Origin of the sequence: Paraburkholderia sprentiae WSM5005 (genome assembly GCF_001865575.2) — a bacterium.
Lineage (GTDB): Bacteria > Pseudomonadota > Gammaproteobacteria > Burkholderiales > Burkholderiaceae > Paraburkholderia > Paraburkholderia sprentiae.
Window position 1 is genome coordinate 579510 of record NZ_CP017562.2, and the last position, 26640, is coordinate 606149.

Consider the following 26640-nt stretch of genomic DNA (forward strand, 5'->3'; position numbering starts at 1 on the left):
CAGACTGCGGCCATTCATTCTATATCATAAACGACGTTCATATTTTCGCAAATAGGCCGGCGACCTGTTGCGAGTGCCGCGGCCCGCAAGTCCGGCATGCGGCGCCCCGACAGGCGCATCGGGCCTCGCGACGGCCCGTCGCACGAGAAGCGCGCCCTCACGAAGATCGGAGGTCGATACGAACGTCAGCGAACGCGACGTGAGCGGGATAAAAGAGGGCACCAAAGCGACGTTTCACTGCCGAGCAAATGTACGAGGTGCGATCCGCTGGCGGCTGCTCCATTGGGCCAGATCTACACGGGGCTATTTCGTGCGTGTGTGGGTCCTACTCGCAAACACGAAGCTGACGTAGAGGCTGCGCAGTCGTACACTTCGAGCAACTCGACTGCACATGGCGAGGCTGTCATGCGAAATACGTCCGTTCGCGAGCCGCACGCCACAAGGAACGCGACCGCGATCGCGGCAAGCGTTTTTACGCGGAACGCCCGCGATCCTCGAGCAGAACAGCGCGGGCCCTGGCGCTTTCGCGTCAAGACGATGTATCAGTCGACGACCGCCATCGTGGCCATCAATCCTTCGGACAGCGACGCCGCGGGCTCGCGAATCGCGCCGCGGCAGGCCACGGCGCCTCAAGGCTCGTTGTCGCCGCCGATGGAACGGTGATCGCTTCATTGCCGCCGCGTAGCGCATGCGTGTGGATGACGGCTGGATGAATCGTCATCGCCGGCCTGGCCTCGTGCGCTTCTTCAATGTGGCGGAGCCGGCTCGCCGAGCGGTCAACGCGTTCACACATCCCCAATTTTGAACGGCAGCTCGAAATTGCCGCCGCTGTTGATCAACTGCACGTACTCGAGGTATCGCGCGTGTGCGAGATTCTGCGCTGCGACCAGATAGCCCGGCAAAGGCGCTTGCAACTCGTTCGGAAGAATGTCCGATATCAACTGATCATGGAGCGCCTGCGCTGCGGGGTCGCGGTAGCGGTTATCGAGTTCCAGCCTTCCCTGCTCAGTCGAGTAATCGTAGTACTCCAGGTCGCTCGAACCGGTGATCGTCGTGGTGGACGGCGCCCAGTGCGAGTACGTTCCCAGCTTGCCGCTGTCGGTCCTGACGCCGATGATGTGCGGCGCCGCATTGTTGAAGTTCAGGCTCTCGGGCACGGTCTCATCCGACGAGAAGACGACATACGGCCGGCCTGGCGCGCTCGAACTCTTCAACATTGGGAGCAGGTCGTGCCGGTTGCCGTACATCTGAGCGTAGTCCCCGGTCAGCCAGTTCCGTTGACCTCCGTTGCCGATGGTGACGAGCAGCGGAAGAATGTCCACTGACGACGTCAGCGCGCCGCGCACGGTGTCGAGATCGCCGTTGTACTGCCCGGTCGGATCGACCACGATGAGCGGGACGTTGAACGCTTCTTCGTAGCACGTCCCGGTCTTCCCCGAGATCAGACCGTGCGCGCCCGCATAGTCGCCATGATCCGACGTGAGAATGATGATCGTTTTCCTCGCGACAGCGTGCGGTAACGCGTCGACGACGGCGCCTATCTTCGCATCTACGATCGACATGATCTGCGTGTACGAATCGAGGCCTCGCTTCCAGTAATGGAAAGGCGCCTTGGCGATGCCTCTGGTCACGGACGGCGGCGGATAGTTCGGATTGACCGGATAAGCCGTGATCTCGAAGTCGGTACCACGCGTATCCTGGACACCGCCCCATACGGCTTCCTGAATCGTGCGGTTGAAGGTTTGCATCGGCGGCTTGTTCGCTGCCAGTTGAGAGCCGGACTCCCAGTTGGGCGCAGTCGCCGGATAGTCGAGCCGGGGCGGACTGCGCAGCGGGTTCGATTCCCAGTCGTAAGCAGGCGGCCCCTTGGTGTAATCGACCCACTGCGTATAGCCGTTCGGGTTGTACCGATTTGAACTGAACAACGCGGTAAAGCGCTTGAACTCTGTGCCTGCGGGAAAGAACTCCTTGTCGTGCGGATTGATGAAGCCGACAGTCAGGCACCACGGTGAATCGCCCGGCTTGCGTCCCTGCAACCATTGCGTTGCCTGGTCCGCGATATTCGCATCGCTCAGATAGCCTTCTCCCGGATTTCCGATCGTGCCTTGCAGGTTGCTGCCGGTCGGATCGGGATACGTCATGCCCTCGAAACCATACAGCGAGAGCGGGCGTGGCCCTTTATGCACGATCGACAAATGCCATTTGCCGATGTACGGCGTCAAATAGCCGAGCGACTGGAGGATTTTCCCGTAGGTCGGATACTCGCGGCGCAGCACCGGTTGTATCGATACCCTCGTATCTGGCGAATCCAGAATAGTTGTTAGCAGCCAGTTCTGCTGCGTATAGAGTCCTGTGACCAGCGCGGCACGCGCCGGGCTGCATGCCGAAGCCGCCGTGTAATGGCCCGAGAATTTGACACCCTTTCTCCACAGATCGAATGTTTTCGGCATATAGGCTTTGAGAAAGCCGCGCACATCGGTGATGCCGTCCGGGAAGACGCGAGGAAAGCGCATCTCGTCGAGCAGGATGAACAGAATATTAGGCTTGCTGTTCGAAGAGTCGCCGCCTTGCGTGCCATCCGCGGCCTGAGCGGTGACATTGGCCGTAGCGACGGCTGCGCCGACGGCCGACGTCTTCTTGATAAATTCTCGTCTGTCCATGGTTTGTAGCCCTAAGTAAATGAATTGGGAAATTTCAATAATCCTTACGAGCTTCAGTTCACTTTCGTTTGATACGACGAATCCAGCTAATCCGACCGTCTTTTAGAAGAACCGGTCGAAAGCCAAACTAAGAATAGGCGAAACTCGCGACGTATAAGGGAAAAATTCGTTTTAACTTATGTCACTGATCGTAGTGAGGATTTTCAAGACATACCCGCCATTGCTTCGCATCTTTTGTTGCTGATGCAAGGCGGAAAATCTATGAAAACAACGCCGAGGTGTCGACGTCGGCCATTTTGTCCAGTTCGTCGCGCCTTGGGTGATCCACAGAGCCAGCGATAAACGCGAGGCTTCCAAGCGCAATGAAAGCATTCGGGTAGCCGAAGCGGCTGGCAAGCGATCCGCCCAGCAATGGACTCAGGCAACCGCCCGCAGCTTCCACACTTTTCATCGCGCCCTGACCGACGTTCACCAGAAGCTCGAGCGGCGGATGACGCGACCGGCATAGACAGCAGCAATCAGCAGCTCATTGTGTCGGGCCAAGGCCAAAGCCGAGCCTATTTGCTGGGAAAACTCACATGGCGGCTGCTACGATGGGCGGTTATCAAACCGTTACTCACGAGCTTCGTTTGGGAATCAGTCACTTGCCCGACAAGTAACGTTATCGCGTATAGCTCGCATTAAACGCAATGCCTGATACCAGTCAGCGACATTGACGACCCCGGCAGCAGGCGCGGTTTCCGGCGTGTTGCCGTCTCCCAGCGCTCCCCGCCATCTTGTTCTTACGCGGGAAAATGGCGGAGGCCGCGTGCTGGCCCGGACTATTCTAGAGGGAGCGCTCCCTGCCTATGGGGCAAGGGCGCACAAGCGGGAGCGACCCATGAGCAGGCTGATTCTCCGGCGCAAGCATGTACTTGTGGTTTTCACGCTGAGCAACATTGCCGCAGGGCTTGCGTTTGCAGGTATTGCAGTAGCGGCACACGCCGACACGGTCCGGATCACCGTCTCGCACTACAGTGACGCGACTGGCCCATACTTCAACAAGATGGCTCAGGAGTTCGAAAAAGCTTACCCCGGTACGACAATCAAGGTCGAAGAAGTAAACTGGGACACGCTGCAACAGAAGCTCCAGACGGACATCATGGGTGGCGCGAACTCGGACCTGGCGATTGTCGGTACTCGCTGGTTGCTGGACCTCGTTAAGGACGACGTCGCCGAGCCCCTTGATGGCTACATGGACGTGAGCTTCAAGCACCGCTTCATTGGCCAGATACTGGCGCCGGGTGAAATCAAAGGGAAGGTGTATGGCTTGCCGATCGCTGCTTCGACACGCGCGCTGTACTACAACAAGGACCTGCTTGCGAAAGCTGGTTATCCGAATGGTCCGAAGACGTGGAACGACGTGATCGATGCGTCGAAGAAGCTGAAAACGATGGGAATCGCGGGCTTTGGTCTTCAAGGCAAAGAAATCGAGACAGATGTCTACTTCTACTATGCACTCTGGAGCTACGGCGGAGACGTGATCGGCAAGGACGGCAAGGCTGCTTTCAATTCGCAGGCTGGCGTGAAAGCCGCAACGCTGTACAAAACGATGATCGACGAAGGTCTGACCGAAGCGGGGGTCACCGGGTATAGCCGTGAAGGCGTACAGAACCTGTTCAAGCAGGGGCGTGTGGCGATGGTTATCTCTTTGCCCTTACTGTCGAAGCAGATCGCGAAGGACGCACCGGACCTGAAGTACGGTATCGATCCCATTCCGAGCGGAACGACGCAGGCCACCTATGCGGTGACCGATTCAATCATGATGTTCAAGAACTCCAGGGTCAAAAAGAGCGCCTGGAAGTTTCTCGACTTCCTCTTCACAAAGGGCCCGCGCGTCGAATTCTCGAAGAAGGAAGGCTTCCTGCCCACGACGGAGGCTGAAGCTAGCGATCCGGCGCTCAATGGCCCGGACACCCGAGCGTTCATCGCGTTGTTGCCGAACGCGCGCTTCGCACCGGCTGTCACTGGCTGGGAAGACACCGGGAAGGCCGTGTCGAATGCGATGCAATCCGTCTACCTGGGAAAAGCTCAACCCGCCGCGGCGCTGAACGCGGCAGCCGAAAAGGCCAATCAGTCGCTAGGTAAGTAATGCGATGGTGGCAATTGAGATCCGCTACAGACTGGCGCACGAACGGTTCGCGGCGAACGGTGCGAGCTGGCGTCTGCTGCATGTTGCTCCGTCAATGCTTCATTTCCGACCATCCTTATGGAGCCGGGAAAGTCCATTCAGACACTGTGCCTGCAACGGACGCATTCCGAGGTCTTGGGCGATCATCAGCGCCACGCGATAGTGATTGCGAGCTTGCTCAGTCCGAGCTGCGGTAGCGTTGCCATCCGAGACAAGATCGCCCAACAGGCACCAGGCCCAGGCTTCGTTGCCTCGTTCGCCGGAGGCTCGAGCAAGATCAATGGCGTCTTGTGCATGAGTGAGCGCTTCATCTTGTCGACCTGCGAGCTGGCACACCTGACCGAAAATCGAGAGCACTAGCGACTGTCCGAACGTTAAATGACTGGCCGCCGCCTGGCGAACTGCCTCTTCCAGCAGAACCAGTGCTTCATCGGTCCGGCCCAGTGGGGCATACGCCGCCCCCAGACAGGAGGCTATTCGCGGAACGTAGATTGGAAACTCAGCGCTCTTGCACATGGCCAGTGCTGGCTCAAGTGCCTCGACGGCAACGCCGGGATTGCGTTGAATAAGGTGCATCCGTCCGACACCGTGGCCAGCAAAGATCAGTTCCTCTGGCTCATTCATCTCTCGGGCCATGCGGGTCGCCTCCTGTCCGAAGACGGCGGCCTCTTCAAACCGGCCGAGTTCGGCGAGACACAGCACCAACCAGATACGACCGTTGACGCGCGTGAATTTTACGTAATCCTCATGCGGTCCGAGGCCGTGATCAAGGCCTTCCTGGAGGAGATCTAGCGCCTGTCGAGCATGTCCCATCGCGCGTTCATAGTCTCCGCGCCCATACCGCGACCTCGCCAGCATCATCGCAGCCCACGCCTTCGCATCGGGGTCGCTTCGCCGCTCCGCCAGCGTCAGGGCGCGCTCGCCTGCCTCGACGGCGCCGACCAGATCGCCTAACGAACCGAGCGTGAAAGCCAACCTTGATAGAACGCGGGATAGGCGTACTTCGTCGCCAAGTCCTTCGGCAAGATGTTTTGCGCTCTCCAGATTCGCTCGGTCCCGTGTCAATTCTCCGAGCGGATAAAGCGAGTGGTTAAGTTCCCATCGGGTGTCGATGATTTCACCAACTGTCTCGGCCGAGGACGGCAGGGCCGCATAGGCATTCAGCGCTTTCTCGAACAAGGCCGACGCCTCGCGATGCGCGGCGCGTTTTGCAGTATTGTGACCGGCACGCAGCCACAGCCGGGCCGCCTTCTCCGCCAATCCGGCCTGGGCGCAGTGTTCCGCCAGGATTTCCGGTTGTTGCTCCGCTACGTCAAAAAAATGATTTTCGAGCTCCGTTGCGATGCGCGCATGCAGTTGCTGTCGCCTGTCCCGCAGCAGGGAGCTGTACGCGGCGTCTTGCACCAGGGCATGCTTGAAGGTGTATTCCGCATCCGGTGGTGCCCCGTGCTGGAAAACCAGTTCCGCACTGACGAGGTGATCCAATGCGTCGTTCAGGCGCTCCCTGGGCATCGACGCGACCGCGCTGATGAGCTCATAAGAAAATCGCCGGCCGATTACAGCGGCGATTTGCGCTACATCCCGCGCCGTCGCCAGGCGATCGAGACGCGCCATCAGCGAAGCGTGCAGCGTCATCGGGATCGCCAGTGGTGGCAGCGGACCGTCGAGGACGTAACACCCGTTCTGCTTGCGCAGTACGCTGCTCTCCAGCACGGTCTTGGTCAGTTCTTCGACAAATAGCGGTATTCCATCCGTATGCTCGATGATCCGGTCGGTAACCTCTTTCGGTAGCGCCTTACCAACAGTTATCCGCCCGATCATTTCCGCCTGTTGCCGAGGCTGCAGACGATTGAGCGTAAGGAGCGTCACCTCTGCGCGGCCGATCCACGGCGATATGAATTCAGGCCGGAACGTGACGATCAGCAGGACAGGAAGGGTTGCAATACGATCGACGAGCTGGTCCAGCGCTTCGAGTGAGCTGGGGTCGGCCCAATGCGCGTCTTCGAACAATATCAGCAGCGGCTGGCGCATTGCCAGACCCACGATCTGCGCAATAATTGTGCTAAGCGTCTTCTCCTTGTGCTTCTGCGGCGTGAGGTTGAGGATTGGGTATCGACGTTCTGTCGGGATCGATAACAACGCTGCCACCAGCGGAGCAGCTTCGCCCAGATTGTCGATGGCCAACGCGAGCACCGCCTCAAGTTTGTCGAGACGTTGTTCAGCAGTATCGTCGCGCCGCAAAGCCGCCGCCCGCTCGAGCTGGGCGATGAACGGGTAGAAGGCGCTGTCTTCATGGCGGCGCGAGCAGAAATACCGCAAGCGCCTGTGCGGTTCGAATTGAAGCCGCTCTTCAAGGGCGGTGGTCAGGCGCGATTTCCCGATCCCCGGCTCGCCCGAAAGCAGCACAACCTGCCCCTCGCCGTTCTTCACTCGCTGCCATCGGCGGAGCAACAGCTCGATCTCCTCGTCGCGCCCAACGATTGGCGCCAGTGTGGTTCCATGCAGCGCCTCGAACCGGCTTTCGACCCTGCTGGGGCCGAGCACTTGCCAAACCCGCACTGCTTCGCCCATACCCTTCACAGTGGCCAGGCCCATGTCGCGGTAGTCAAACAGTCCGCCCGTAAGCCGCTGCGTGCTCGTAGAAATCACGACTGTTCCGGGCTCGGCCAATGTCTGCAGCCGGGCAGCGAGATTAGGCGTCTCACCGACAACGCTACGCTCCAGGGCTGCGCCTTCGCCGATGAGATCACCGACTACCACTACGCCGGTGGCGATCCCGATCCGCACTCGCAGACTTTCGTCCGTCCCGGAATCGAGTTTGCCGATGGATCGCACCAGGGTCAGCCCCGCGCGTACCGCCCGTTCCGCGTCGTCCTCTTGCGCCCGGGGATAACCGAAATAGGCCAGTACACCGTCGCCCAGGTACTTGGCGATGAAACCACCGGCCGTAGTAACGATATCTGCGCAATCCCTGTAATAGGCGCCGATGACCTGCCGCATGTCTTCCGGATCGAGCCGCGTCGACAGGGCAGTCGAACCGGCGAGATCGCAAAACATGACGGTGAGCTGGCGTCGGTCCGCGTCATCGCCCGGGACGGGCGCGGCCGCGCTCGGAGATATGGCAATGGCGCTGTCGCCAAGTTCGGCAATCGCGCGCAGCATTTTGCGGCGATGCCCAAGCAACACGCCAACATCCTTGAGATCCTGGTCCGTGAGATCGGGGAGGACGGAGCGATCGATACCGTTCTCGGCAAACACCTGGACATACTCGGACAAGCCGAGTGATGCTAACCACTCCGCAATGCTTCCCACCGGCTGTCTCCTGAGGGTGCTGCCTCATGCAATGGTAGGAAAAGATCGCCGGCAACGGAAAGCGTCATGGAGCTAGATCCGCCCCGCGAGCGCCCCCGCCAGAAAATCCGTCGCACTGCGCACCCGGGTCGGCACAAACCGTCGCTTGGGCCAGATCAGGCTGACCTCCCTTGGCTGCTGCACGAAATCATCGAGTACCGTGACGATGTCCGAATGCTGGAACTCGCCCGCTAGCGAAGCGCGGTGAAACATCCCGATGCCGACGCCGGCCAGCACGCCCGCAAGAATCGTTTCGACACTATTGGACGACAGATTGCCGCGCACTGGCAAATTGAACTGACCTTCCGGTCCGACGAACGGCCAGTCCGTCATCTCGCCGTAGACCAGGCAGTTGTGATCCGCAAGCTCGGCAGGAGTCCGGGGTACGCCATGCTGCTCGAAGTAACGGCGCGATCCGGCGCACACGAGCGAGGTCGCAGCCACACGACGCGCCACCGAATCGGGCTCTTCGATGGGGCTCACGCGAATCGCAAGATCGATCCTGTCTTCGACCATATCCCGTACGGCGTCCGACAGCACCATATCGATCCGCAAGCCAGGATGTCGCGCCAGCAATCCGGGGATGAGCGGCAGCACGTGCAGGCGACCGAACGTCGAGGGTGCCGCGATCCTGATGAGACCGGAAACGTCGAGCGTGGTGCTGGTCAACTCGCTGTCCGCCACCTGGATCTCGTCCACCAGTGGCCGCGTGCGCTCGTAGTACAGCTGCCCCTGATCGGTCGGAATCACCTTGCGCGTGCTGCGATGGAGCAACGCCACGCCGAGACGTTTTTCCAGCGCATTCACGGCCTTACTGATGGCGGACTGCGACTCGCCAATCCTGCGCGCGGCTGCGGAAAAGCCGCCCGTCTCCACGACGGCGATAAATGCGTTCAGTTCGTGAAACCGATCCATCCGGCGACTCCCGCTATATCAGGTCTCGGACTAATTCCAACGTGGAATAGATCCTATGTTCGATGACGCGATTATCATTTGATCTCGCCGAAATTACCATTCTCCCCATGCTAACTCTGAGCAGGAGAATAAAGATGAGCTACTCGATCATCGGTTTCGGCGCGGTGGGCCAGGCTTTGGCACGCGCCTTCGCGCGCCAAAGCATTGAAGTCGCTGTAGCCAGCCGGCGAGAACCCGATGCGCTGCTGCCGCAAGCACGTGCCATCGGTCCGACGGTCAGCCCCAAGACCTTGCAGGATGCCGTGCAAGCCGACACGCTGATCCTCGCGGTGCCGTTCTGGGAACACCGCAACGTCGCCGAGGTCCTGCCGGACTGGCAAGGCAAAACCCTCATCGACGCGACCAACGCGTTCGGCGTGCCCGTCGAGGAACTGGGGGGCTTGCCCTCATCGACCGTCATTGCTCGGGCCTTCCCCGGTGCCCGGTTCGTCAAGGGATTCAATCACCTGCCTGCAGACGTGCTGGCCGCCGACCCTAAAGTCGGCGGCGGCCGGCGCGTCGTGTTTTTATCCAGCGACGACGACGCAGCGGTGCCACCCGTAGTCAACCTCGCTGAACGGCTCGGCTTCGCGTCGGTTTGGCTGGGCTCGCTCGGGGAAGGCGGCTCGCTCGTACAGGCGAGGGGCCGCACGTGGGCGCCGCTCATCTTCCAGGATCTCGTCAGGCCCGAGTAAGTCCCGCGCCGGGCATCCGTCGGCAGCATTCGAATCCACCGCTCACCCCGTTAGAGAACCTCCATGTACGAAACAATCCAGTGGCCCGAGGAGCTGAAACCGAGCCGCTCTCCAATCCATTTCACCAACGAGCTCGAGGTCTCCGCATCCGTCGAAACAATCTGGTCCCTGCTAACCGATTTCAAGTCCTGGCCAGCTTTCTATCCCGGTGTCCAACACGTGCAGTCGCTTGACGGCGGCGAGAACTTCGGCCTTGGTACGAGATTCGAGACGAACCTCGCCGGCCAGGACGTCTTCGCGACCGTGCAGGAGTTCGAGCCGATGACCCGCATCGCGTGGGGCGGCTATCCAAAGGTTTCCAAAATATCGAAGGCCTACCACGCGTGGATCATCACGCCCACGGCAAGGGGGTGCCATCTGTGGACCGAGGAGACGATGCAGGGACCTCACTGGCTGGAGCTTGCGAAGCAGGCGCCCGACGTGTTCTGGCTCACCCACGAGAAGCTGCTCGGAAATCTCGCCGAGATCGCCACGGCGCGCGAGCGTTCGCGCGGCTAACCCTACCGAAAAACGGAGATTCGATACATGATCGACACAGTCAACTGGCCGGAACGCTATCACCCGCGTACCTCGGCAATTTACGCGCTCAACGACATCGACGTTAAAGCGCCGCCCGAAGTGGTCTGGAAAATGCTCGTCGACGCCGAGCGCTGGTCGCGCTACTTTCCGGCCGAGGATCAGGTCAGGATACTGTCCGGCGAGCCGGAACTCGCGCTGGGCACACGCTACAGCCGCGTGACGGTCGGCTATCCGATGTCGCTCGTCGTCACTGAATGCGTGCCGAATCGCCGGCTGGCATGGGCAACAACGGTCGATGGCGATGAAACTGGTTCGAGCGCCTATCACGGCTGGGTTATCACGCCGACCCAAGATGGCTGTCATGTGCTGACCGAAGAGACGCAGCAAGGCCCGTTCTTCGTGGAACTGATCGGCAGCAGGCATCCCGGCGCGCTCTATCGCTATCACCAGGAATGGGTTGAATGCCTCGCCCGAGCCGCCGAAGCGGAAGCAGAACGGAGATAAGTGCCATGAAGATCGAACTCAATGGCCGCAAGGCCATCGTAACGGGCTCTACCGCCGGCATCGGCCGCGCGATTGCCGAAGGGCTGGCGCGCGCAGGCGCTGCGGTCATAGTCAATGGCCGGACTCAAGAGCGGGTCGACGCCGCACTGCGCGAAATACGCGCGATCCTGCCGAATGCGGAACTAACCGGAGTCGCCGCCGACGTTGCGACACCCGAAGGCTGCGCGGACTTATTCGCACAAGCACCGGTAGCCGATATTCTCGTCAACAACGCAGGGACAGCGCGGTTAAATGATTTTTTCGCACAGGACGACAGCGAATGGCTCGACCTCTTCCAACTCAACGTGATGAGTGGCGTTCGCACCGCCCGCTATTACGTGCCAAATATGGTGAAGCAGGGCTGGGGGCGCGTCGTGTTCCTGAGCAGCGAGTCGGGGCTGAACATACCGAAAGAAATGATCGACTACGGCGTGACCAAGACCGCGGTGCTCGCGGTGTCGCGGGGGCTAGCCGAACTTGTTGCCGGCACGGGCGTGACCATCAATGCCGTGCTGCCAGGTCCGACCAACTCCGAAATCCTTTCGAACTGGATGAAGGCGACAGCGCAAGAGCAGGGGATCAGGCAAGAGCAGGCTGAACAACAGTTCCTGAAAACCTCACGGCCAACATCGCTGATCAGCCGCTTCGCCACGACGAACGAAGTGGCGAACATGGTTGTGTATGCATGCTCAGAGCAGGCGTCCGCCACGACGGGGGCTGCGTTGCGCGTCGATGGGGGCGTGCTTCGTTCAATCGCGTGATTAGTTTGTGAAATATCGGGCCGTGCATGGCCGGGCAGCACAGCGTGTGAATGCCGACTCGACGAAGCGCCGCGAGCGGTGAAAGGCTGCTCATGGCTAACTGAGCCCGGTACCAAATTGCCGAGTTCGATCCCTGCGCCCGGACGACCGAACATCGCGTGGACGTCGGCTTCAAGACGGCCTGGCGGCCATTGCGGAAACGGTAGGTTTCGCGCTGTCCATGTGTCTAGCAATGTCCAGGTGATAGGCCTATAACGACAGCAGGGCTGCGCACTGCATGCGCCACGACTACGCGACCTGAGCCCGTTGCCAAAAGGCGACACACATTAGCCTCTTTGCTCTCTCCTGCGTGGCCCTAGCCCGCGTCCTCCGGTCCTGGAGTCCGGCGGCGAACCTTTACTGACGCTTCGCACGGGCAGGCGTTCGTACGTGCGCAATGCCCTGTCTCGGCTCGGCTGCTGCACGCGGAGAGGTGTAACGACTGAATTCAGCGAGGCGTGCCATGAATCCCATTAAGCAGATAATGTTGATGGCTCTTCTTTTTGCAGCGGCACTTTCATTTTCCGCGTGTAAAAGTCCGTCGGTTTATCCTCCTGAAAAGGTCGCTTCGGTTAATGGAACTCACCTCGCGTACACCGAAGCCGGGGAGGGCGAGACGGTCGTTTTCGTGCACGGGGCCTGGTCTGACACTCGAGCATGGGCGGCACAGCGCGATGCAGTGTCGGCACACTACCGGTTTGTCGCGTACAGCATGCGATACCACACCCCCAACGAGTGGCAAGACAACGGCAGCCTTTACAGCATGCAAACACATACAGCCGACCTGGCGGCTTTTATCAAATCGCTCAACGTTGGCCCGGTTCACGTAGTCGGTCACTCTTTCGGAGGCCAGGTGGCAGCGCAACTCGCGATGGAGCACCCGGAACTGGTGAAATCGCTGGTCCTCGAGGAAGCATCCATCTTCACGGTTTTAGATTCTCCGGCAGGAAAGGCGGCCGCAGGGGACTTTTTCAAGCCTGCGCCATTGGCAAAAGACGCATTGAAGATGGGCGATTCGTTGAAAGCTACCCAAGTCATGCTGGATTCGGTGCTTGGAGACTCAAACGGTTGGGATAAACTGCCGCCCTCATTCACTGCCATGTTTAGTGATAACGCTAAGACGATGGGACCGTTTATGGCTGCGACGCCACCTGCAGTGGGATGCGTCCAGGTTGGGACCATCAAGGTACCGACGCTTATCATCGAAGGGGACCACAGCATTGCGTTCTTTCGCGAAATCGACAATGTCCTCCTTCGTTGTATTGCCGGAAGCGAGCGGGTGGTCATAACCGGCGCTGACCATCTGGTGCAGTTGCGTAATCCGAAGGCAATGAACGATGCGCTGCTAGCGTTCCTGGGAAAGCATTCCTGACCCGCCGCCGATCGAATCCACGCACCGCAACGGTTTCACGTGTGCTGATGCCGGAATCGACCATGTCGCGCAGACGGTTGCGGAAATGCAGGCGTATGTCCCCGACAAACTGATCGAAGGCAGCCACGCGCACGCAGCGGCTCAGGCCGCCGATGTGATCGTCACCGCGACGCGAAGCGCGACACCGCTCTTTGACGGCGTGTGTGTGAAGCCGGGCACATTCGTCGCGGCGATCGGTTCGAGCAAACCCGATGCGCGCGAACTCGACGACGCGCTGCTGGCGCGCGCGAGCACGCTTGTCGTCGAGTCGCTGGAGCAGGCGCGTACCGAAGCGGGCGATCTGCTGATGGCCGCGCCGGGTGTTGTCGACTGGGACCGCGTCGTCGAACTGGGCGCGGTACTCACGAATCCGCAGATTGCGGATTGCGCACGAGGCGAGGTGACAATTTTTAAGTCGCTCGGCCTCGGTCTTGCGGACGTTGCGCTAGCCGGCCTGGTCGCACGCCGTATGACCCGCGAAGCGTAGTAGCACGTCTTCAGATCATGGATCAATCGACGCGACCTCACGACCCACTACGGACTCTAAACCAGGCATTGCCGTTCAGGCCCGTTGCATACTGAATTCCGTCAGTGCGTTTGCCAGAATGTCCACGGCTTGCTCTGTCACGGCGTTGTATAGAGACGCACGCAACCCGCCAATTGAACGGTGCCCCTCTAGTCCAACGATACCCTGTTCACGAGCCGCCCCGATAAACGCATCGCCGAGCCGAGAATCACCGAATTTAAAAGCCGCGTTCATTTGTGAGCGCCAGCGACGGTCCGCGTGGACGGTCACGACCCCCTCCAAAGCGTCCAGCGTGTCATACAGCCGCCGCGCTTTTCTCTCATTGATGCTTTGCATCGCGTGCAGACCGCCAACATCGAAGCGCAGCCAGCGCGTAATCAACGTCAGCACATAGATCGCGAATACCGGCGGCGTGTTGTAGTTGGAACCGTGCGAGACGTGGGTGCGAAAATCGAGGATCGCCGGCAAGCCGTCGGGGATCCGTTCAAGCAGCGAACGCTTGATTACCGCTACCGTTACCCCAGCCGGACCCAGGTTCTTCTGGGCGTGAGCATAAATCATCGAGTATGCGTCTGGCCGAATGGGCTTCGACAGAAAATCGGACGACATGTCCGCAATCAGCGGTACCCGCGTCGCCGCTTCGCAAACCGGAAATTGCAAACCTTCCACGGTCTCGTTCGACACGTAGTGCAGATAGGCGGCAGAGCCGGAGATGTCCAGTTTATCGAGGGCGGGCAACTGCCGGTAGCCCGTCGCGTGGCCGTCCCACGCAATTTTCCTCTCGGTCACCTTGGCCGCCTCCGAGGTCGCCCGACCGCTCCAGTAGCCGGACGTCACATATTCGGGCGGGGCGAATCCTTTCGCGGCAAAATTCATCGGGATCGTCGCGAACTGCAGACTACTGCCGCCCTGCTGAAAGGTAATGGCGTAGTCGTCGGATATACCGAGCAGAACGCGCAGATTCTGTTCCGCTTCGTCCAGTATGGAGCGAAACCAGTCCGAGCGATGACTCATGCCGAGTACGGAGATGCCGGTTTCCGGTAACGCGGTAATCGCTATGCGCGTCTGTTCCAGCACCGTTTCAGGGAGCGCTCCTGGACCACCGGAAAAATTCAATGCATTGGACTTCACTATGCCTCCGAGGCCAGCCGTTGGATTTTGTATGCGTTCGCAGCCGCGCGGCGCAGCATTTCATGAAAGGCGCGAGCAACCCGGCGAATTTGCGGAACCTTATAAGGAAAGATGCTCTGGTCGTCCAGGTCATGCACAACCATGCCCGTCGCTATCTCGAATATGAGCAGCCGGCCATCGCTCGTTTCAGCGCAGTCGAATCCTACGTAATCGAGACCGGTCAATTCGGCGACGTTGCGAAACGCCTCGCGGTGACGCACAGCAAAATCGGTGTCAAAGCTCGCCATCAAGTGCGATTCTTCCTCTCGCCGGTCGGGATGCGTCGACATTTCCGCGTAAGGGTAGTGAACCATCCATTCCTTCGAGATGCCCATATGGCACACGAATGGCGTTCCCTCGATCATCACGATCCGGTATTTGCGAAACAGACCGTCGGCGCTGCTGTAGTCGATAAAAGGCGCTATGTAATATTCCACGGCGTCAGACTCAGCCATGTAGCGCGCGAGTTCCTGAGCGTCGGACACTTTTGCCAGACCTTGTCCGGCGTGCGATCCTATCGGCCGTATGATGAGCGGATAGTTTGCGCCGAGTACCTTGGACAACTGCAACGCTCCTGAAGCCGCTTCGTTGACCCGCTCACGGGAAAGGCGCACCGTGTGGGCCATACAGATACCGGGGGCAGCGCCCAGCAGAGCATAGGCGGTGTCACGCATTGTCTTCGCAATGTGTTCAGGCCGGTTCAGTACGCGGCCACCCGTCCCGCTCGTCAGCGACGCGATTTGGGCAAGAACGCCCGCGGTTTCATCCGACGCGCATGCCGCAACGAAGATTACGTCGTGCTCGGGCAACTCGGCATTCCGCAGCGGCCGCGCGTCGACATACAGGACCTCTATCTGCAGGTCGGCGTTCTCAAGCAGGCACTCAAAAGGCGTGTTCGCCATCAGATCGCCCGGAGCCTTGAGCACCAGCACCTTCAAAGGAGTCTTGATCGTCTGGGCGCTCTTTAACCGATAATGTCTGGTCATTTGAAGCGCTTGCTGCTGGACGGCGAGAGCGGCCGCCTTCTGGTATTTCAATTGCAACACTAGCGACAAATCGAGCAGAGCGTACGGGTCGTCATGGCGCTTTACGTGCTCGAGCAGGCTTTCCCCCAGCGGCGTCAGATCGCTCCCAGCCATTGCCGCCCGGAGCAACACAGCCAGTCCCAGTGGCTGATGCATCGATGGAAGGTCGGCATCACCCGTTAATTCAGTTCGAACAGCATTCATGAATGGCGCGTTTCAGTGGAGCGATACACGGGGCGAAACAATGCGCTCGCCGGCATGACTTTTACGTGAGGTTCACCCAGGTCATTGACGGTGGGCGTCAGTCGGGATGCGGGTACACGCCGGCATTTCGCCGATGTAGCCGACTTCTTCCTCGAACCATGCTTTTGGGATCGGCCCGGATGTCGTTGCATTACAGTCCGCGGGAATCGCGACAGCACTCGATGTGTTGGCTACGAGGGCCAATCTGGCCGAGCTCGCGCGTCGCTTTGCAATTGACATGTATGTTTTCCTTCGATAGAAACGTCAGGATTATGTAACCCACAACTTGTCCGACATACTGCATTAACCCCATGTGCAGCCCATGATACGAGCTTGGGGCTGAACCAAACGAGGGAAAAGAGGGGCGATTGACCACCTATTCAGAGGACTTTGAGGCGACGACAGGTCAACGGTGACCGTTTCCCGTCCTTAAACTCAAGCGTCCAACGAATTGAGAACGGCGACGGCACGTTGCGCGTCGTCGAAACGCAAAGTCCGGTACCTGGGGCGAAGCCGACATTCAAATGTCCGCGCGGGACCTCCGGAAATACTCACGGCTCAATGCAAGCGGGGTTGCCTCGTGTACCAGGTCACCTGAACTCACGGTGCGACAGCGCATCGTCTATTGCGGGAAGAGCGTGCAGTGCTCCAAGCCTTTGCGCTTCTTTTTTCAGGCGCAGAAGTTCGTCGAGCGATGCGGCGGCCTGGTTTGCCTTCCCGCAGCCGAGTAGCGCGCGCGCCCGTGCAACGACGAATGCGGAAAACGGCGACGGCTCGCGACGGGCGTACGCCTCAAGGGCCGCAGCATGTGCTGCAGCCGCATCCCACCATCCGCGCTCGAGACAGGCTTCGATCGCGTCACGTCGAAACAGATAGTGATTGTGGCTCACCGCCCCGGCTGCAAGCAGAGCCTCGCCCTCCTCGATAGCCCGCTCGAAGATGGCGACATTGTCGGTCGCGCGCGCAAGCGTGCCGAGATAGGACGCGCCGAGGTAGGCCATGCCCGTCTCGCGGCTGATCGCCAGCGCCTGTTCGATATCGTCGAGCGCCTCCCGCCGGCGCCCGGCGACCCGATGCAGTTCAGCGCGAAACGCAAGCGCCTCGCCTTCGAAGCGCCTCGATTTCAGTTCGCGCGCGCAGTTCAGCGCCGGACCAACATGCTCCCACGCGCGGTCCCACTGCGCGAGATCGTGCAGGCAATGCCACGCGGCATGATGAGAGACGGCCAGCGCCCGCAGCTGCCCGACCTTCTCCGCGGCCGCGACGCTTGCCAGGGCCGCGTCGAGCCCGGTGCTCGCGTTGCCGGCAAACCACGCGGTAAACGCGCGCATCGGCAGATTGGCGACCTCTATCCGGCCGAAGCCGTGGCGCTGACACAGCTCGATGCAAAGGCTAAATGCGTCATGTGCACTGATCATCCGCCCACGCATGTATTCACCGTCGCCAAGCCCGCCGAGCGCGGCCGCCTCCTGTTCGTAGTCGCACGCCTCGCGCGCGAGCGCAAGGCTGCGTTCATGCTCTCGCACGCAGCCGTCGCTGTCGCCGCGCGGAAAACACAGATTGCCGCGCAGAAAGTGAATGCGTGCCTGTTCGCGCGAGAGACGCTCGGCTGCGGCCACTGCGGCCGCGCAGTCGAGATCGGTCCACGCGCCGTCGAGATCGTCGATGACCCGCTTCACCGTAGCGCGTCCGATCCATGCGTGACAACGTTCTGCATCCGTCGTCGCCGTCGCGAGCGCCGTTTCGAATGCACCGAGTGCCGACGTCATGGCGCCGATGTCATGCAGGATGTTGCCGCGGAGCAATTCGAGCGCGACGCGGTCGGCACAGGCATCTGCTAATGCAAGCCCGCGTTCGACAAGCCGAAGCGCAAATTCATGGCGATAGCCGGCCGCCTGCGAGCGCGCCGCGTCGCAATAAGCGCGAGCCGCGTCACGCTCGCCAGCCCGATCGAGATGTTCGGCGCGCAGTACGGTATCGCGCTGCGCAAACCACTGCGCGGCGCGTCGATGCAACTCGCGGCGTTGGCTCTTCAGCAGCCCGTCATAGATGGCGTCGCGAATGAGTGCGTGATGGAAGATGAATCCGCTGCCCTGTCGGCGCAGCAGGCGCGCCGTCACCATCGGTTCCAACGTCACATCCGTGCGTTCGAGAATGTGGCTGATCGCCTCCGGCTCGAAGAACTGGCCGAACACCGACGCCGCACGCAAGACGGTCTTGTCGACGGCATCGAGTCCATCCAGCCGCGCTTGCACCAGACTTTGCACCGAACCCGGCACGCCCGTTTCTGCCGTTTTCTCTGTATTGCTGAGCAGTTGTTCGAGAAAAAGCGGATTACCCGCGGCCCGCTCGATGCAGCGCGCCACCAGATCCGTTGCACAGGAAAACGACTCGGCCATCAGGCGGGAGTCGCCGTCGTTCAAAGGACCCAGATCGAATATCGAGCACGGCGCGTTTGCCGCTGCGCCCGATGACGAGTCGAGCGGATCGCCTTGCGGCCGCGTTGTCAGCATCAGCACGGCCGCGCAATCCGCCGCTGCCCGGCTGAGTTCGGCGAGGTCCTGCAGCGTCGATGGGTCCGCCCAATGAATGTCTTCAACGACGAGCAATCGAGGCTGCACGCGGCTCGCGCGTTGCACGAGCCTAGTCATCACATCCTGCCGGCCTCGAACGCGCATCGCGTTGTTCATGGCTTCGTAGACCGCCCGGTGCTCGGGCGGTTGCGACACCTCGATCAGATCGTTGAGGAACAGCGCATCACCGGCGTCCGCGAGACCGTCGGCGATGGCTCGCGTCGTGGCGGACGTGGCGGCTTCCTCATCGCTCGCGTCGTCGAACGCGAGGAGCCCACGCACCAGTGATCGGATCGCGTCGCGACCGGCTCTCGAACCGAAGTCGAGCACGAACGCCGTGTGACACGCGAAGCCTAGCCCGCTTGCCTCGCGCTGGAATTCCTCGACCAGACGCGTCTTGCCGATACCAGGCTCACCCCGCAGACGAACGACGCGGCCGCGTCTCGTCTGCCGGCATGATTCGAGTATCGCCCGAAACTGGCGCAGTTCGTCAAGACGGCCAAAGAGTGGTCGGCTGGCAGACGGACGTTGAAGGCCGGTGAGACGCCACACGGAAACGGGCTCGGCGAAGCCTTTCACGGCAAGTTCGCCACGGGCTTCGCACGCGATGCGGTCAGCCAGCGGGCGCCACAACGTTTCCGAGATCAGGATTTCGCCCGGTCCGGCCGCGTCGGTCAGACGCGAGGCGAGGTTGACCGTTTCGCCCGTCACGGTGTACTCGCGGTGCGCCGCGCTGCCCGTGTCGCTTGCGACGACCTGGCCGACCGCAATACCGATGTGACTGGAGAGCGGGCGCACCAGCGTTCGAGACAGATCCGGCATCGCGTCGATGATCGCGAGTGCGGCCCGCGCTGCGCGCTCCCGATCGTTTCCGTATGAACGCGGCGCGCCGAACACCGCCATGACGCAATCGCCGACATGCTTGTCGATGTGACCACCATGTCGAACGACGATGTCATCCACCTGCTCGAAGTAGCCGCCGAGCACAGCGAGCAGTTCTTCCGGATCGAGTGCCCGGCTCAGCTCCGTATAGCCGCAGATGTCGGCGAAGAGCACGGCGACTTGCCTGCGCTCGTCCGCTCGCGCGACAGACGGGTCGACAGAAGCCTGTGCCGTGGACGACGATTTCTGCACGATCGCCGCCAGCAGCCGCTTGCGATGCCCCAGCGAGCGCACGCCGAGTTCCTTCAGGTCCGCATCGGTGAGCTCGGGCAGCATCGACGCATCGATGTCGTTGTCGGCAAATGCCTGCATGTACTGCTCGAGCCCGAGTTCACGCAGCCACAGTTCGATGTCCATCGCGTCACCGCCGGAACCTGTTTCCCGCTGAGCGCTTAAGAAATACGACGGCGCTCGCCTGTTTCAGTGTAGGTGTTGCGCGCACCGACAGGTGCATGTTGGCCGTTTGACAGGCGCAAGGACGACGGCGGATACTGGGTCGCGCGGCGCGCTGGCATGCCTCGGCGCCGCGCGTTGCGGGAGAGCGCCGTGAAGGAAGGTGCCACGGGTTTTGCGTCCGGGTCTGCGTCGGAGTCCGCGTCGAAGGTCGCCGGCCTGCTTGGCGACCTCGCGGCGGGCGCCGTCTCGACGCTCGTCATGCTCTGCTACGCAATGAGCCTGGGCACGCTGGTCTTCAGCGCGGACCTCGCGCGCTATGCCCAACTCGGCGTACCTACGGCGCTCGTCAGTTGTATCGTCACTGCGATCGTGATCTCGCTGACCAGCTCGATGCGTCTGAATATCGCCGGGCCGGACAGCAACGCGACGGCGTTTCTCGCCGGTGTGGCGGCAGGCGTCGCCAGCAGCGCACGCGCCGACGGCGGCTCGTCACCCACCATTTTGCTGACCGTACTGATATCCATCGCGCTGTGTTCGGTGCTGACGGGCATTGTGCTGCTGTCAATCGGCTCGTCGAAGCGCAGCCGTTCATTGCAGTTCCTGCCGTATCCCGTGGTCGGAGGGTTTCTCGCGGGCACGGGTTATCTGCTGCTGGCCGGCGCGTTTCGCGTGCTGACCGGCGCGTCGCCGCAGTGGCAAAACCTCGGGTTGCTAGCGCATCTGCACTGGCTCGCATGGACACCCGCGGTCTTCATCGGCGTGCTCACAACTGCGCTTACGCGCGGTCGGCAGCACATTGCCGCACTGCCGATCGTACTCCTGTGCGGAATCGCGCTCTTCTATCTGCTGCTGCATCTCGCCGGACTGTCGATCGACGATGCGCGCAGCATGGGCCTGCTATTGCCACATGTGAAACTGCAATTATTCGCCCATCTGCATATGCCTGCGCCGCTCGCGCGCGGCGCGATCGACTGGGCCGCGATCGGCGCGCATCTGCCTGAGACGCTCGTCGTGACTTCTGTATCGGCGATCACCATCCTGATGAACTCGACGGCCATCGGCGCGGTAACGGGCGAAGACATCGACCTGAACCGCGAAATGCGCGCGGCGGGACTCGCAAACATCGCGAGCGGATTGCTGGGCGGCATGGTCGGCTATCAGTCGTACAACCGCTCGATGCTCAACGCGCGCGCCGGCGCAACGAGCCGGATGGCGGGCGTGTTCGCGGCGATCGCATGCCTCGTTGCGCTCGCGGCGTCACCCGATCTGGTCGCGCTGTTTCCCGTGCCCGTGCTGGTCGGGCTGCAGCTTTTCATGGGATTGCGCCTGATGCTGCAATGGCTGGTTGGCGCGTATGCGCGGCTGAACTGGTACGAGTACGCGCTCGTGCCGGGCATACTCGCCGTGGTCGCGTTCTATGGCGTCGTCGCGGGTGTGATTGCGGGCGTGATCGCCGCGTGCGTGATGTTCGCGCTGCTGTACGGACGCGTCAGTTGTGTGCGGATGGAATTCGATGCTACGACGCGTACCTCGACAGTCGAGCGCAGTATCGAAGACGCCGCGCGGCTGCGCGAACTCGGCGCGCAGCTATTCGGCGTGTGCCTGCAAGGCTTCCTGTTCTTCGGCACCGCCAACTCGATCCTGCAACGCGTGCGAGAACGCCTCGACGTACACGACGCATTGCCCGTGCGCTATGTCGTACTCGATTTCGCGTCGACCAATGGCATGGACGCATCGGTATCGATTGCATTCGTGAAGCTGCGGCAACTCTGCGCAACGTCGGGTGCGGATCTCGTGCTGACCGCGTTGCCCATACGCTCGCGCAATCTGCTCGTAAAGACCGGCACGCTGCATTTGCGGATACGCGAGTTTCCAACGCTCGATGCCGGTCTCGAATGGATCGAAGACCAACTGCTCGAATCCGATGCGGACACGGATCGCTCCGGTGAGCACGATTTCCATACGACGCTCGCGCCGCACTTCACGCCGTGCGCGCTGGAGAAGCTGTGCGGATATCTCGAAGTATGCGATCTCGACGCCGGGCAGCCGCTGTTCTCGTGTGGCGAGCCGGGCGATGCGCTTTATATCGTCGAGTGCGGACGCGTCGCCGTTTCATTGCCGCTGCTCGATGGCCGGCCGGTGCGGCTGCGCTCTTTCGGTCCGGGCACGATCGTCGGCGAAATGGCTGTGTACACCCAGAGGGCGCGAAGCGCCGACGTGATCGCCGAGGCGCCGACACGCGTTCACCGTCTGTCGGTGTCCGCGCTTCTCTCGCTCGAACGCGATGACCCCGTCACCGCGCAGCAGTTTCACCGCTTTCTGATCAAGACGATCGCGTCGCGACTCGCAGTCGCCGATGAGGCGCTGCGCGCCGCGTGGTGATCGGAAGCGATCGCTCGTATCCGGTAAGTAATCGAGACCCCAAGCGATCCCATTCGCTATCAGCGCCATGCGCGGTGCATTATGTCCCCCCTCTAGCCCGCGCCAATGGCTTCCGTGACAAAGTCAGCATAGCTGCGCAGGGGCCGTCCCAACATTGCTTCGAGACGCTCGACCGTGCCATCTGCGCCACGCATGCCGAGATTCTGAATGCCGGCCATCATCAAGCGCATGTCGTACGCCAGCCAGCTCGGGCCCAACGACGCCATCTGTGCTTCGAAGGCCGCCACGTCATCGCCTCCGTAACTCACCTCGCGTCCGGTCGCCGTTGCCCAGATTGCTGCCGCGGATACGCCCGTCAGCACATGCGGGCCGACCACGTCCAGCGTCATTCGCGACAACGGAGCGGGAGCGCTGTCGCGGCGCAGGAGTTCTGCAACGGCAATATCCGCGATATCGCGCCCATCGACCATCGCGACGCCAGCTGAGCCAATCGGCATCGGATAGACGCCATGGTTCTGGATGACCTGCTGGATCGTGCGCTCGTTCTGCATAAAGTAAGCGGGGCGCAGAATGGTTGCTGCCACGTCCAGACTCTCGATCATGCGCTCGACCGTGTGCTTGCCCGCAAAGTGCGGCACGTTCGTGTACTTGTCCGCGTGAATCACCGACAGGTAAACGATGCGTTCGATGCCTGCCTCGCGAGCCAGGTTCAACGCAACGAGGGCTTGCGTCACTTCGTCGGGCGTGACCGCGTTCAGCAGGAACAGCGTCCGCACCGAGCTCAGCGCTGCGCGCATCGACGGCACGTCCGTCAGGTCGCCCACCACTTCAGCGACGCCCGCGGGGAAGCTCAGCTTGCGCTGCTGGCGAACCAGCGCTTTGACGTCCGCGCCGGCTTCGGCGAGGCGTTGAACGACGAGAGAACCCACTGTGCCCGTAGCACCGGTAACTAGAATGCTCATGTCAATCTCCAAACAGAAATGGGTTAGTGCGAGAAGTCCGCCACGATCTTGCCGGTGCGGGAATCGGTGCGATTGCGTTCGATGGCGGCGGGGATGTCCGCGAAGCCGACCACCTCGCTCACCTTGTTTTTCACAGAGCCATGTGCGATGTCTGCTGCGAGCTTTTCCAGAAGCGCGGCGTCCGGCCAGTTCATGAACCACAGGCCGCGGCGGCCGGCAGGCGTGCGCGCGAGGATATCGGGCGACGACGTGCCGACGATGGCGCCGGTCTGCGTCAGCACTTGCCACGAGCGATCGAGTACTTCACCGCCGACATAGTCGAGCACCAGTTCGATGTCCCGAGCACGATCCTCGAAACGTTCGGTCTGGTAGTCGATGACATGGTCTGCGCCGAGACTGCGTGCGTATTCGACGTGAGCGGTAGCCACAGTCGCAAAGACTTCCGCCCCGGCTCGCCTTGCGTATTGCACGGCATAGCCGCCCAGCCCGCCAGCCGCGCCGTGAATCAGGATTCGCTGGCCCGGGTGAATCGGACCTGCGTGATACAGACTCTGCCAGGCCGACACCGCCGCCACAGGGATCGCTGCTGCATGGACGTCGTCCAGCCCGTCGGGCGTGCGGCAAAGGTTTGCCTCGTTGACCGGCACGAGATCGGTATAGGCGCCGATACCCCCGAGCGGGCCCATGACGCGATCGCCGACATGGAAGCGCGAGGTGCCGGGGCCAACGGCCTCGACCACACCCGCCAGTTCGATGCCTAGCACGGCGGGCAACTGGAGCGGAAAGGCGTCGCGAACATAGCCCTCACGAATTTTCCAGTCGATACCGTTTATGCCCGCGGCGTGGACGCGGACGAGTACCTGGCCTTCTGCGGCTTCGGGTGTCGCGATCTGCGCCACTTCAGCGGCGCTCACGTCGCCAAACGCCCGAATCACTACAGCGCGTTGAGTCGTGTTCATTACTGGTTCCTCATATCGAGTTGCGGTGAGGAAAAGATAAGCGGTTGCACTAATAAAACGAAGACGCGAAAATGGAGACACCTCGTTTCAAAATTGGAACAGCATGGATCTCAACGCTCTGGCCGACTTTGCGCTCGTGGCAACGAACGGAGGATTGGGGAAGGCAAGCCGCGCAAGTGGCAAATCGAAGGCGACGCTGTCGCGGCGCATTGCCGAACTGGAAGAGCAACTCGGCGTGCGACTCATCGAGCGCGGCCCCCGCGGACTGAAACTTACGGAAGCCGGCGAAATGCTGATGGCCCGAACCGAAGGGCCGATGCACGAAGTGGAGGAGGCCATGACCGCAACGAGGGAGGGACTGTCCACTCCACGCGGACGCTTACGTATCGCGTCGCCGGTACTGTTTTCGCAGCTTGCGATGGGCCGGATTTGCGCCGGCTTCTGTGCCGTCTATCCGGAGATCACGATCGAGGTGGTGGGAGAGGACCGCATGGTCGACCTTGTCGAGGAACAGTTCGACGTCGCCATCCGGATCAATCCGAGCCCGGACAGCAGCCTGGTGGGCCGGTGTTTTGCCCGCGACCGGCTCGTTGTCGTGGCGGCGCCATCCGTATCCATGCCGCGTGCTGGCGCCGTCAGGGCCGTTCCGGCCATCGTGTTTTCGAGCTTCCAGTCCACCAACTGGACTCTCGACGACGGACGCTTGATCCTCGAACCCGTTCCACGGCTCAGACTTTCCTCGTTTCTGATGATCCGCGACGCTGCCGTCGCCGGCGCGGGTGCCGCGCTCTTGCCGCAGTCCATTGCCTGGGACCCGCTTACTCAAGGGCGGTTGGTACAGTGGGGAGCGGTTTCAGACGTGGAAGCCGCGCTCTGGGTCTTGCACACCTCGCGACGTCTTGCGTCGCCCAAAGTCCGTGCGTTCGTCGAGTTCATCTGCGACCAATACCCGGAAGGGTCGCTGGTCTTGGAGGGATAGGGCACGGGGACGCTCGCCGTGGTGAGCGTGGGCCAAAACTTGCTCGCAACGACTGCACGCCGCAACCGTCTTCGGGCAAGCAGACATCGACCAGCACGCAACGCAAACGGAACTGCGAGAACGAAGCCAACCATTGCCAAAAATTTCATCCCTCGCTCCAACTTACATGTCAGCGAGACCGGCGCGAGTCCGCCGCCGCGAATTTGCCCCGTGGCTATGCTCACGCACGCGTTTGTGCGCGCACTCGCCGCAGCGCCAGCCACCATCCAAGACACATCCGCTTTTGTAGTCGGATCCGCGTGAATCCTGCGGCGGGGGAACGCTGTCGCTCTGCGTGGCGCGTCTACTATGAGTTTGTCGACAAACCGCTGGAGAGCGGCCAGCTCATTCTCTCGACAAAAATGCGCGCGCAGTCTAGCCATTCCTGGCTCGAGCTCAACGAAGTCGTCCGTGCAATCGGACAACGAACGAGCGCGCCGCTCAACGCTGCTGACGAAAACGCCAAGATCGCCAACGGCGATTTCTTCAAAGTTGGGTGATGACCAGTACTCCCGGCCGCCACCGCCGTGATACCCAATCACGTAGTTTCCGCAGAGCGCAGCCTCAACTGGCGGCAAACCTAGTCCTTCCAAGCCTGAAAACGACATGAAGATCCGCGATTTCTTGAGCAGTGTTGCGACTTCTGCCTCATTCATGCCGTCGATCCCGCGCATTTCCCAACCGGGGGGCAATCGCTTCTTCAATCCAAAGACAACGGCAGCCGCATGCGCACCGTTCTTGCGCGGCATATACGTGATGAGGTTGCGTTTGTTGCCGTCGGCATGAAACACGTTGTCGTCTACCGAACAAAACACCCGCCTGACCCGGTTTGTCAGATGCGGATAGTGAAGTGAAATCAGGGAGGAAGTATCGTCGGAGATAGACAGGATTGCGGACGCGTTCTGATAGGCGTGGTCGACGTCGGCATCGGTACAGCCACCGTCGCGGTCGCGCAGATAGTATCCGTTCTGGACAAAGATCGAGTACTTTAATCCGCGCGGCGCTATGATTCGCGCGAGCTTCGCCGCTTTGATTTCTGGCAGCACCAGATGATCTGTCGGACGCAGTTCCCTGTCGGAAATCAGCTGGACAGCGTGTTCGGCCCAAGGGTACGCATAACCACGCCTGTCATGCATGATCGCCGAAGCGATCAGGCCACTGTTATTCAGGCGGCTGGAGTGGTCGTAGATGACTTTAACCCCGCCCGCGTGCTCATTGGCTCGCGGCGACGTGCAAAAATACACTAAACGCACTTCGACTTTTTCCTCCATTTATTTTGAT

General features: G+C 61.0%; 18 protein-coding genes. 9 read left to right on the top strand and 9 right to left on the bottom strand.

The window, feature by feature from the left end:
• Nucleotides 1-785: 785 nt before the first annotated feature.
• Together BJG93_RS19425 and BJG93_RS19430 are read right to left on the bottom strand one after the other, a co-directional pair.
• Nucleotides 786-2660: a sulfatase-like hydrolase/transferase gene (locus BJG93_RS19425; protein ID WP_027195931.1), complete on the bottom strand. Its 1875-nt coding sequence runs from the start codon at nt 2658-2660 to the stop codon at nt 786-788.
• 259 nt (nt 2661-2919) lie between these two features.
• Nucleotides 2920-3132, bottom strand: a complete 213-nt coding sequence (locus BJG93_RS19430) for a hypothetical protein (protein ID WP_027195932.1) — start codon at nt 3130-3132, stop codon at nt 2920-2922.
• 408 nt (nt 3133-3540) lie between these two features.
• On the opposite strand from BJG93_RS19430, the gene BJG93_RS19435 reads away from it, so the two are divergent.
• Nucleotides 3541-4791, top strand: coding sequence for an ABC transporter substrate-binding protein (locus BJG93_RS19435; RefSeq protein WP_051374277.1), 1251 nt, complete (start codon nt 3541-3543; stop codon nt 4789-4791).
• Nucleotides 4792-4890: 99 nt separating this feature from the next.
• On the opposite strand, the gene BJG93_RS19440 is transcribed toward BJG93_RS19435, so the two are convergent.
• Both BJG93_RS19440 and BJG93_RS19445 read right to left on the bottom strand, forming a co-directional pair.
• Nucleotides 4891-8142, bottom strand: a complete 3252-nt coding sequence (locus BJG93_RS19440) for an adenylate/guanylate cyclase domain-containing protein (protein WP_027195934.1) — start codon at nt 8140-8142, stop codon at nt 4891-4893.
• Between the two features lie 72 nt (nt 8143-8214).
• On the bottom strand, nt 8215-9096 hold the full coding sequence (locus BJG93_RS19445) for a LysR family transcriptional regulator (protein WP_027195935.1): 882 nt from the start codon (nt 9094-9096) through the stop codon (nt 8215-8217).
• 134 nt (nt 9097-9230) lie between these two features.
• On the opposite strand from BJG93_RS19445, the gene BJG93_RS19450 reads away from it, so the two are divergent.
• The 6 genes from BJG93_RS19450 to BJG93_RS19475 all read left to right on the top strand — a co-directional run bounded on the left by BJG93_RS19450 (nt 9231) and on the right by BJG93_RS19475 (nt 13650).
• Entirely contained in the window at nt 9231-9830 is a 600-nt protein-coding gene (locus BJG93_RS19450; RefSeq protein WP_027195936.1) for an NADPH-dependent F420 reductase, read from the top strand.
• Nucleotides 9831-9893: 63 nt separating this feature from the next.
• Entirely contained in the window at nt 9894-10388 is a 495-nt protein-coding gene (locus BJG93_RS19455; RefSeq protein ID WP_027195937.1) for an SRPBCC domain-containing protein, read from the top strand.
• A 27-nt stretch (nt 10389-10415) separates the two neighbouring features.
• Nucleotides 10416-10913: an SRPBCC domain-containing protein gene (locus tag BJG93_RS19460; RefSeq protein ID WP_027195938.1), complete on the top strand. Its 498-nt coding sequence runs from the start codon at nt 10416-10418 to the stop codon at nt 10911-10913.
• 5 nt (nt 10914-10918) lie between these two features.
• Nucleotides 10919-11713 carry an SDR family NAD(P)-dependent oxidoreductase gene (locus tag BJG93_RS19465; RefSeq protein WP_027195939.1) on the top strand — a complete coding sequence of 265 codons (795 nt, stop codon included), beginning with the start codon at nt 10919-10921 and terminating at the stop codon, nt 11711-11713.
• A 502-nt stretch (nt 11714-12215) separates the two neighbouring features.
• Entirely contained in the window at nt 12216-13124 is a 909-nt protein-coding gene (locus BJG93_RS19470; RefSeq protein WP_051374278.1) for an alpha/beta fold hydrolase, read from the top strand.
• Nucleotides 13125-13209: 85 nt separating this feature from the next.
• Nucleotides 13210-13650 carry a hypothetical protein gene (locus tag BJG93_RS19475; RefSeq protein WP_231337567.1) on the top strand — a complete coding sequence of 147 codons (441 nt, stop codon included), beginning with the start codon at nt 13210-13212 and terminating at the stop codon, nt 13648-13650.
• A gap of 75 nt (nt 13651-13725) precedes the next feature.
• Here the strand turns inward: BJG93_RS19475 and serC are convergent, their stop codons facing one another.
• From serC to BJG93_RS19490, 3 genes are all read right to left on the bottom strand, one after another.
• Nucleotides 13726-14820 carry a 3-phosphoserine/phosphohydroxythreonine transaminase gene (gene serC / locus BJG93_RS19480; RefSeq protein WP_027195940.1) on the bottom strand — a complete coding sequence of 365 codons (1095 nt, stop codon included), beginning with the start codon at nt 14818-14820 and terminating at the stop codon, nt 13726-13728.
• Nucleotides 14820-16088, bottom strand: coding sequence for an ATP-grasp domain-containing protein (locus BJG93_RS19485; protein WP_154671750.1), 1269 nt, complete (start codon nt 16086-16088; stop codon nt 14820-14822). Before BJG93_RS19485 ends, serC begins: the two co-directional genes overlap by 1 nt.
• 629 nt (nt 16089-16717) lie before the next feature.
• Nucleotides 16718-19999, bottom strand: a complete 3282-nt coding sequence (locus tag BJG93_RS19490; RefSeq protein ID WP_027195942.1) for an adenylate/guanylate cyclase domain-containing protein — start codon at nt 19997-19999, stop codon at nt 16718-16720.
• Nucleotides 20000-20188: 189 nt separating this feature from the next.
• Between BJG93_RS19490 and BJG93_RS19495 the strand changes: the two genes are divergently transcribed.
• The gene (locus tag BJG93_RS19495; protein ID WP_027195943.1) at nt 20189-22420 is read left to right on the top strand and encodes a SulP family inorganic anion transporter; all 2232 of its coding nucleotides are present in this window, start codon (nt 20189-20191) and stop codon (nt 22418-22420) included.
• A gap of 92 nt (nt 22421-22512) precedes the next feature.
• Here BJG93_RS19495 and BJG93_RS19500 read toward each other — a convergent pair whose 3' ends face one another.
• A complete protein-coding gene (locus tag BJG93_RS19500; RefSeq protein WP_027195944.1) occupies nt 22513-23382 on the bottom strand; it encodes an SDR family oxidoreductase in 870 nt (289 codons plus the stop codon).
• A gap of 23 nt (nt 23383-23405) precedes the next feature.
• Entirely contained in the window at nt 23406-24341 is a 936-nt protein-coding gene (locus BJG93_RS19505) for an NADP-dependent oxidoreductase (protein ID WP_027195945.1), read from the bottom strand.
• A 103-nt stretch (nt 24342-24444) separates the two neighbouring features.
• On the opposite strand from BJG93_RS19505, the gene BJG93_RS19510 reads away from it, so the two are divergent.
• Nucleotides 24445-25320, top strand: coding sequence for a LysR family transcriptional regulator (locus BJG93_RS19510; RefSeq protein ID WP_027195946.1), 876 nt, complete (start codon nt 24445-24447; stop codon nt 25318-25320).
• The last annotated feature ends 1320 nt before the right edge of the window (nt 25321-26640 follow it).

Excerpts from the sequence above, each read along its gene's own strand:
- BJG93_RS19425 (WP_027195931.1), bottom strand. The coding sequence starts at position 2,660 with ATGGACAGACGAGAATTTATCAAGAAGACGTCGGCCGTCGGCGCAGCC.
- BJG93_RS19435 (WP_051374277.1), top strand. The coding sequence starts at position 3,541 with ATGAGCAGGCTGATTCTCCGGCGCAAGCATGTACTTGTGGTTTTCACG.
- BJG93_RS19445 (WP_027195935.1), bottom strand. The coding sequence starts at position 9,096 with ATGGATCGGTTTCACGAACTGAACGCATTTATCGCCGTCGTGGAGACG.
- BJG93_RS19450 (WP_027195936.1), top strand. The coding sequence starts at position 9,231 with ATGAGCTACTCGATCATCGGTTTCGGCGCGGTGGGCCAGGCTTTGGCA.
- BJG93_RS19455 (WP_027195937.1), top strand. The coding sequence starts at position 9,894 with ATGTACGAAACAATCCAGTGGCCCGAGGAGCTGAAACCGAGCCGCTCT.
- BJG93_RS19460 (WP_027195938.1), top strand. The coding sequence starts at position 10,416 with ATGATCGACACAGTCAACTGGCCGGAACGCTATCACCCGCGTACCTCG.
- BJG93_RS19465 (WP_027195939.1), top strand. The coding sequence starts at position 10,919 with ATGAAGATCGAACTCAATGGCCGCAAGGCCATCGTAACGGGCTCTACC.
- BJG93_RS19470 (WP_051374278.1), top strand. The coding sequence starts at position 12,216 with ATGAATCCCATTAAGCAGATAATGTTGATGGCTCTTCTTTTTGCAGCG.
- BJG93_RS19475 (WP_231337567.1), top strand. The coding sequence starts at position 13,210 with ATGCAGGCGTATGTCCCCGACAAACTGATCGAAGGCAGCCACGCGCAC.
- BJG93_RS19485 (WP_154671750.1), bottom strand. The coding sequence starts at position 16,088 with ATGAATGCTGTTCGAACTGAATTAACGGGTGATGCCGACCTTCCATCG.
- BJG93_RS19490 (WP_027195942.1), bottom strand. The coding sequence starts at position 19,999 with ATGGACATCGAACTGTGGCTGCGTGAACTCGGGCTCGAGCAGTACATG.
- BJG93_RS19500 (WP_027195944.1), bottom strand. The coding sequence starts at position 23,382 with ATGAGCATTCTAGTTACCGGTGCTACGGGCACAGTGGGTTCTCTCGTC.
- BJG93_RS19505 (WP_027195945.1), bottom strand. The coding sequence starts at position 24,341 with ATGAACACGACTCAACGCGCTGTAGTGATTCGGGCGTTTGGCGACGTG.
- BJG93_RS19510 (WP_027195946.1), top strand. The coding sequence starts at position 24,445 with ATGGATCTCAACGCTCTGGCCGACTTTGCGCTCGTGGCAACGAACGGA.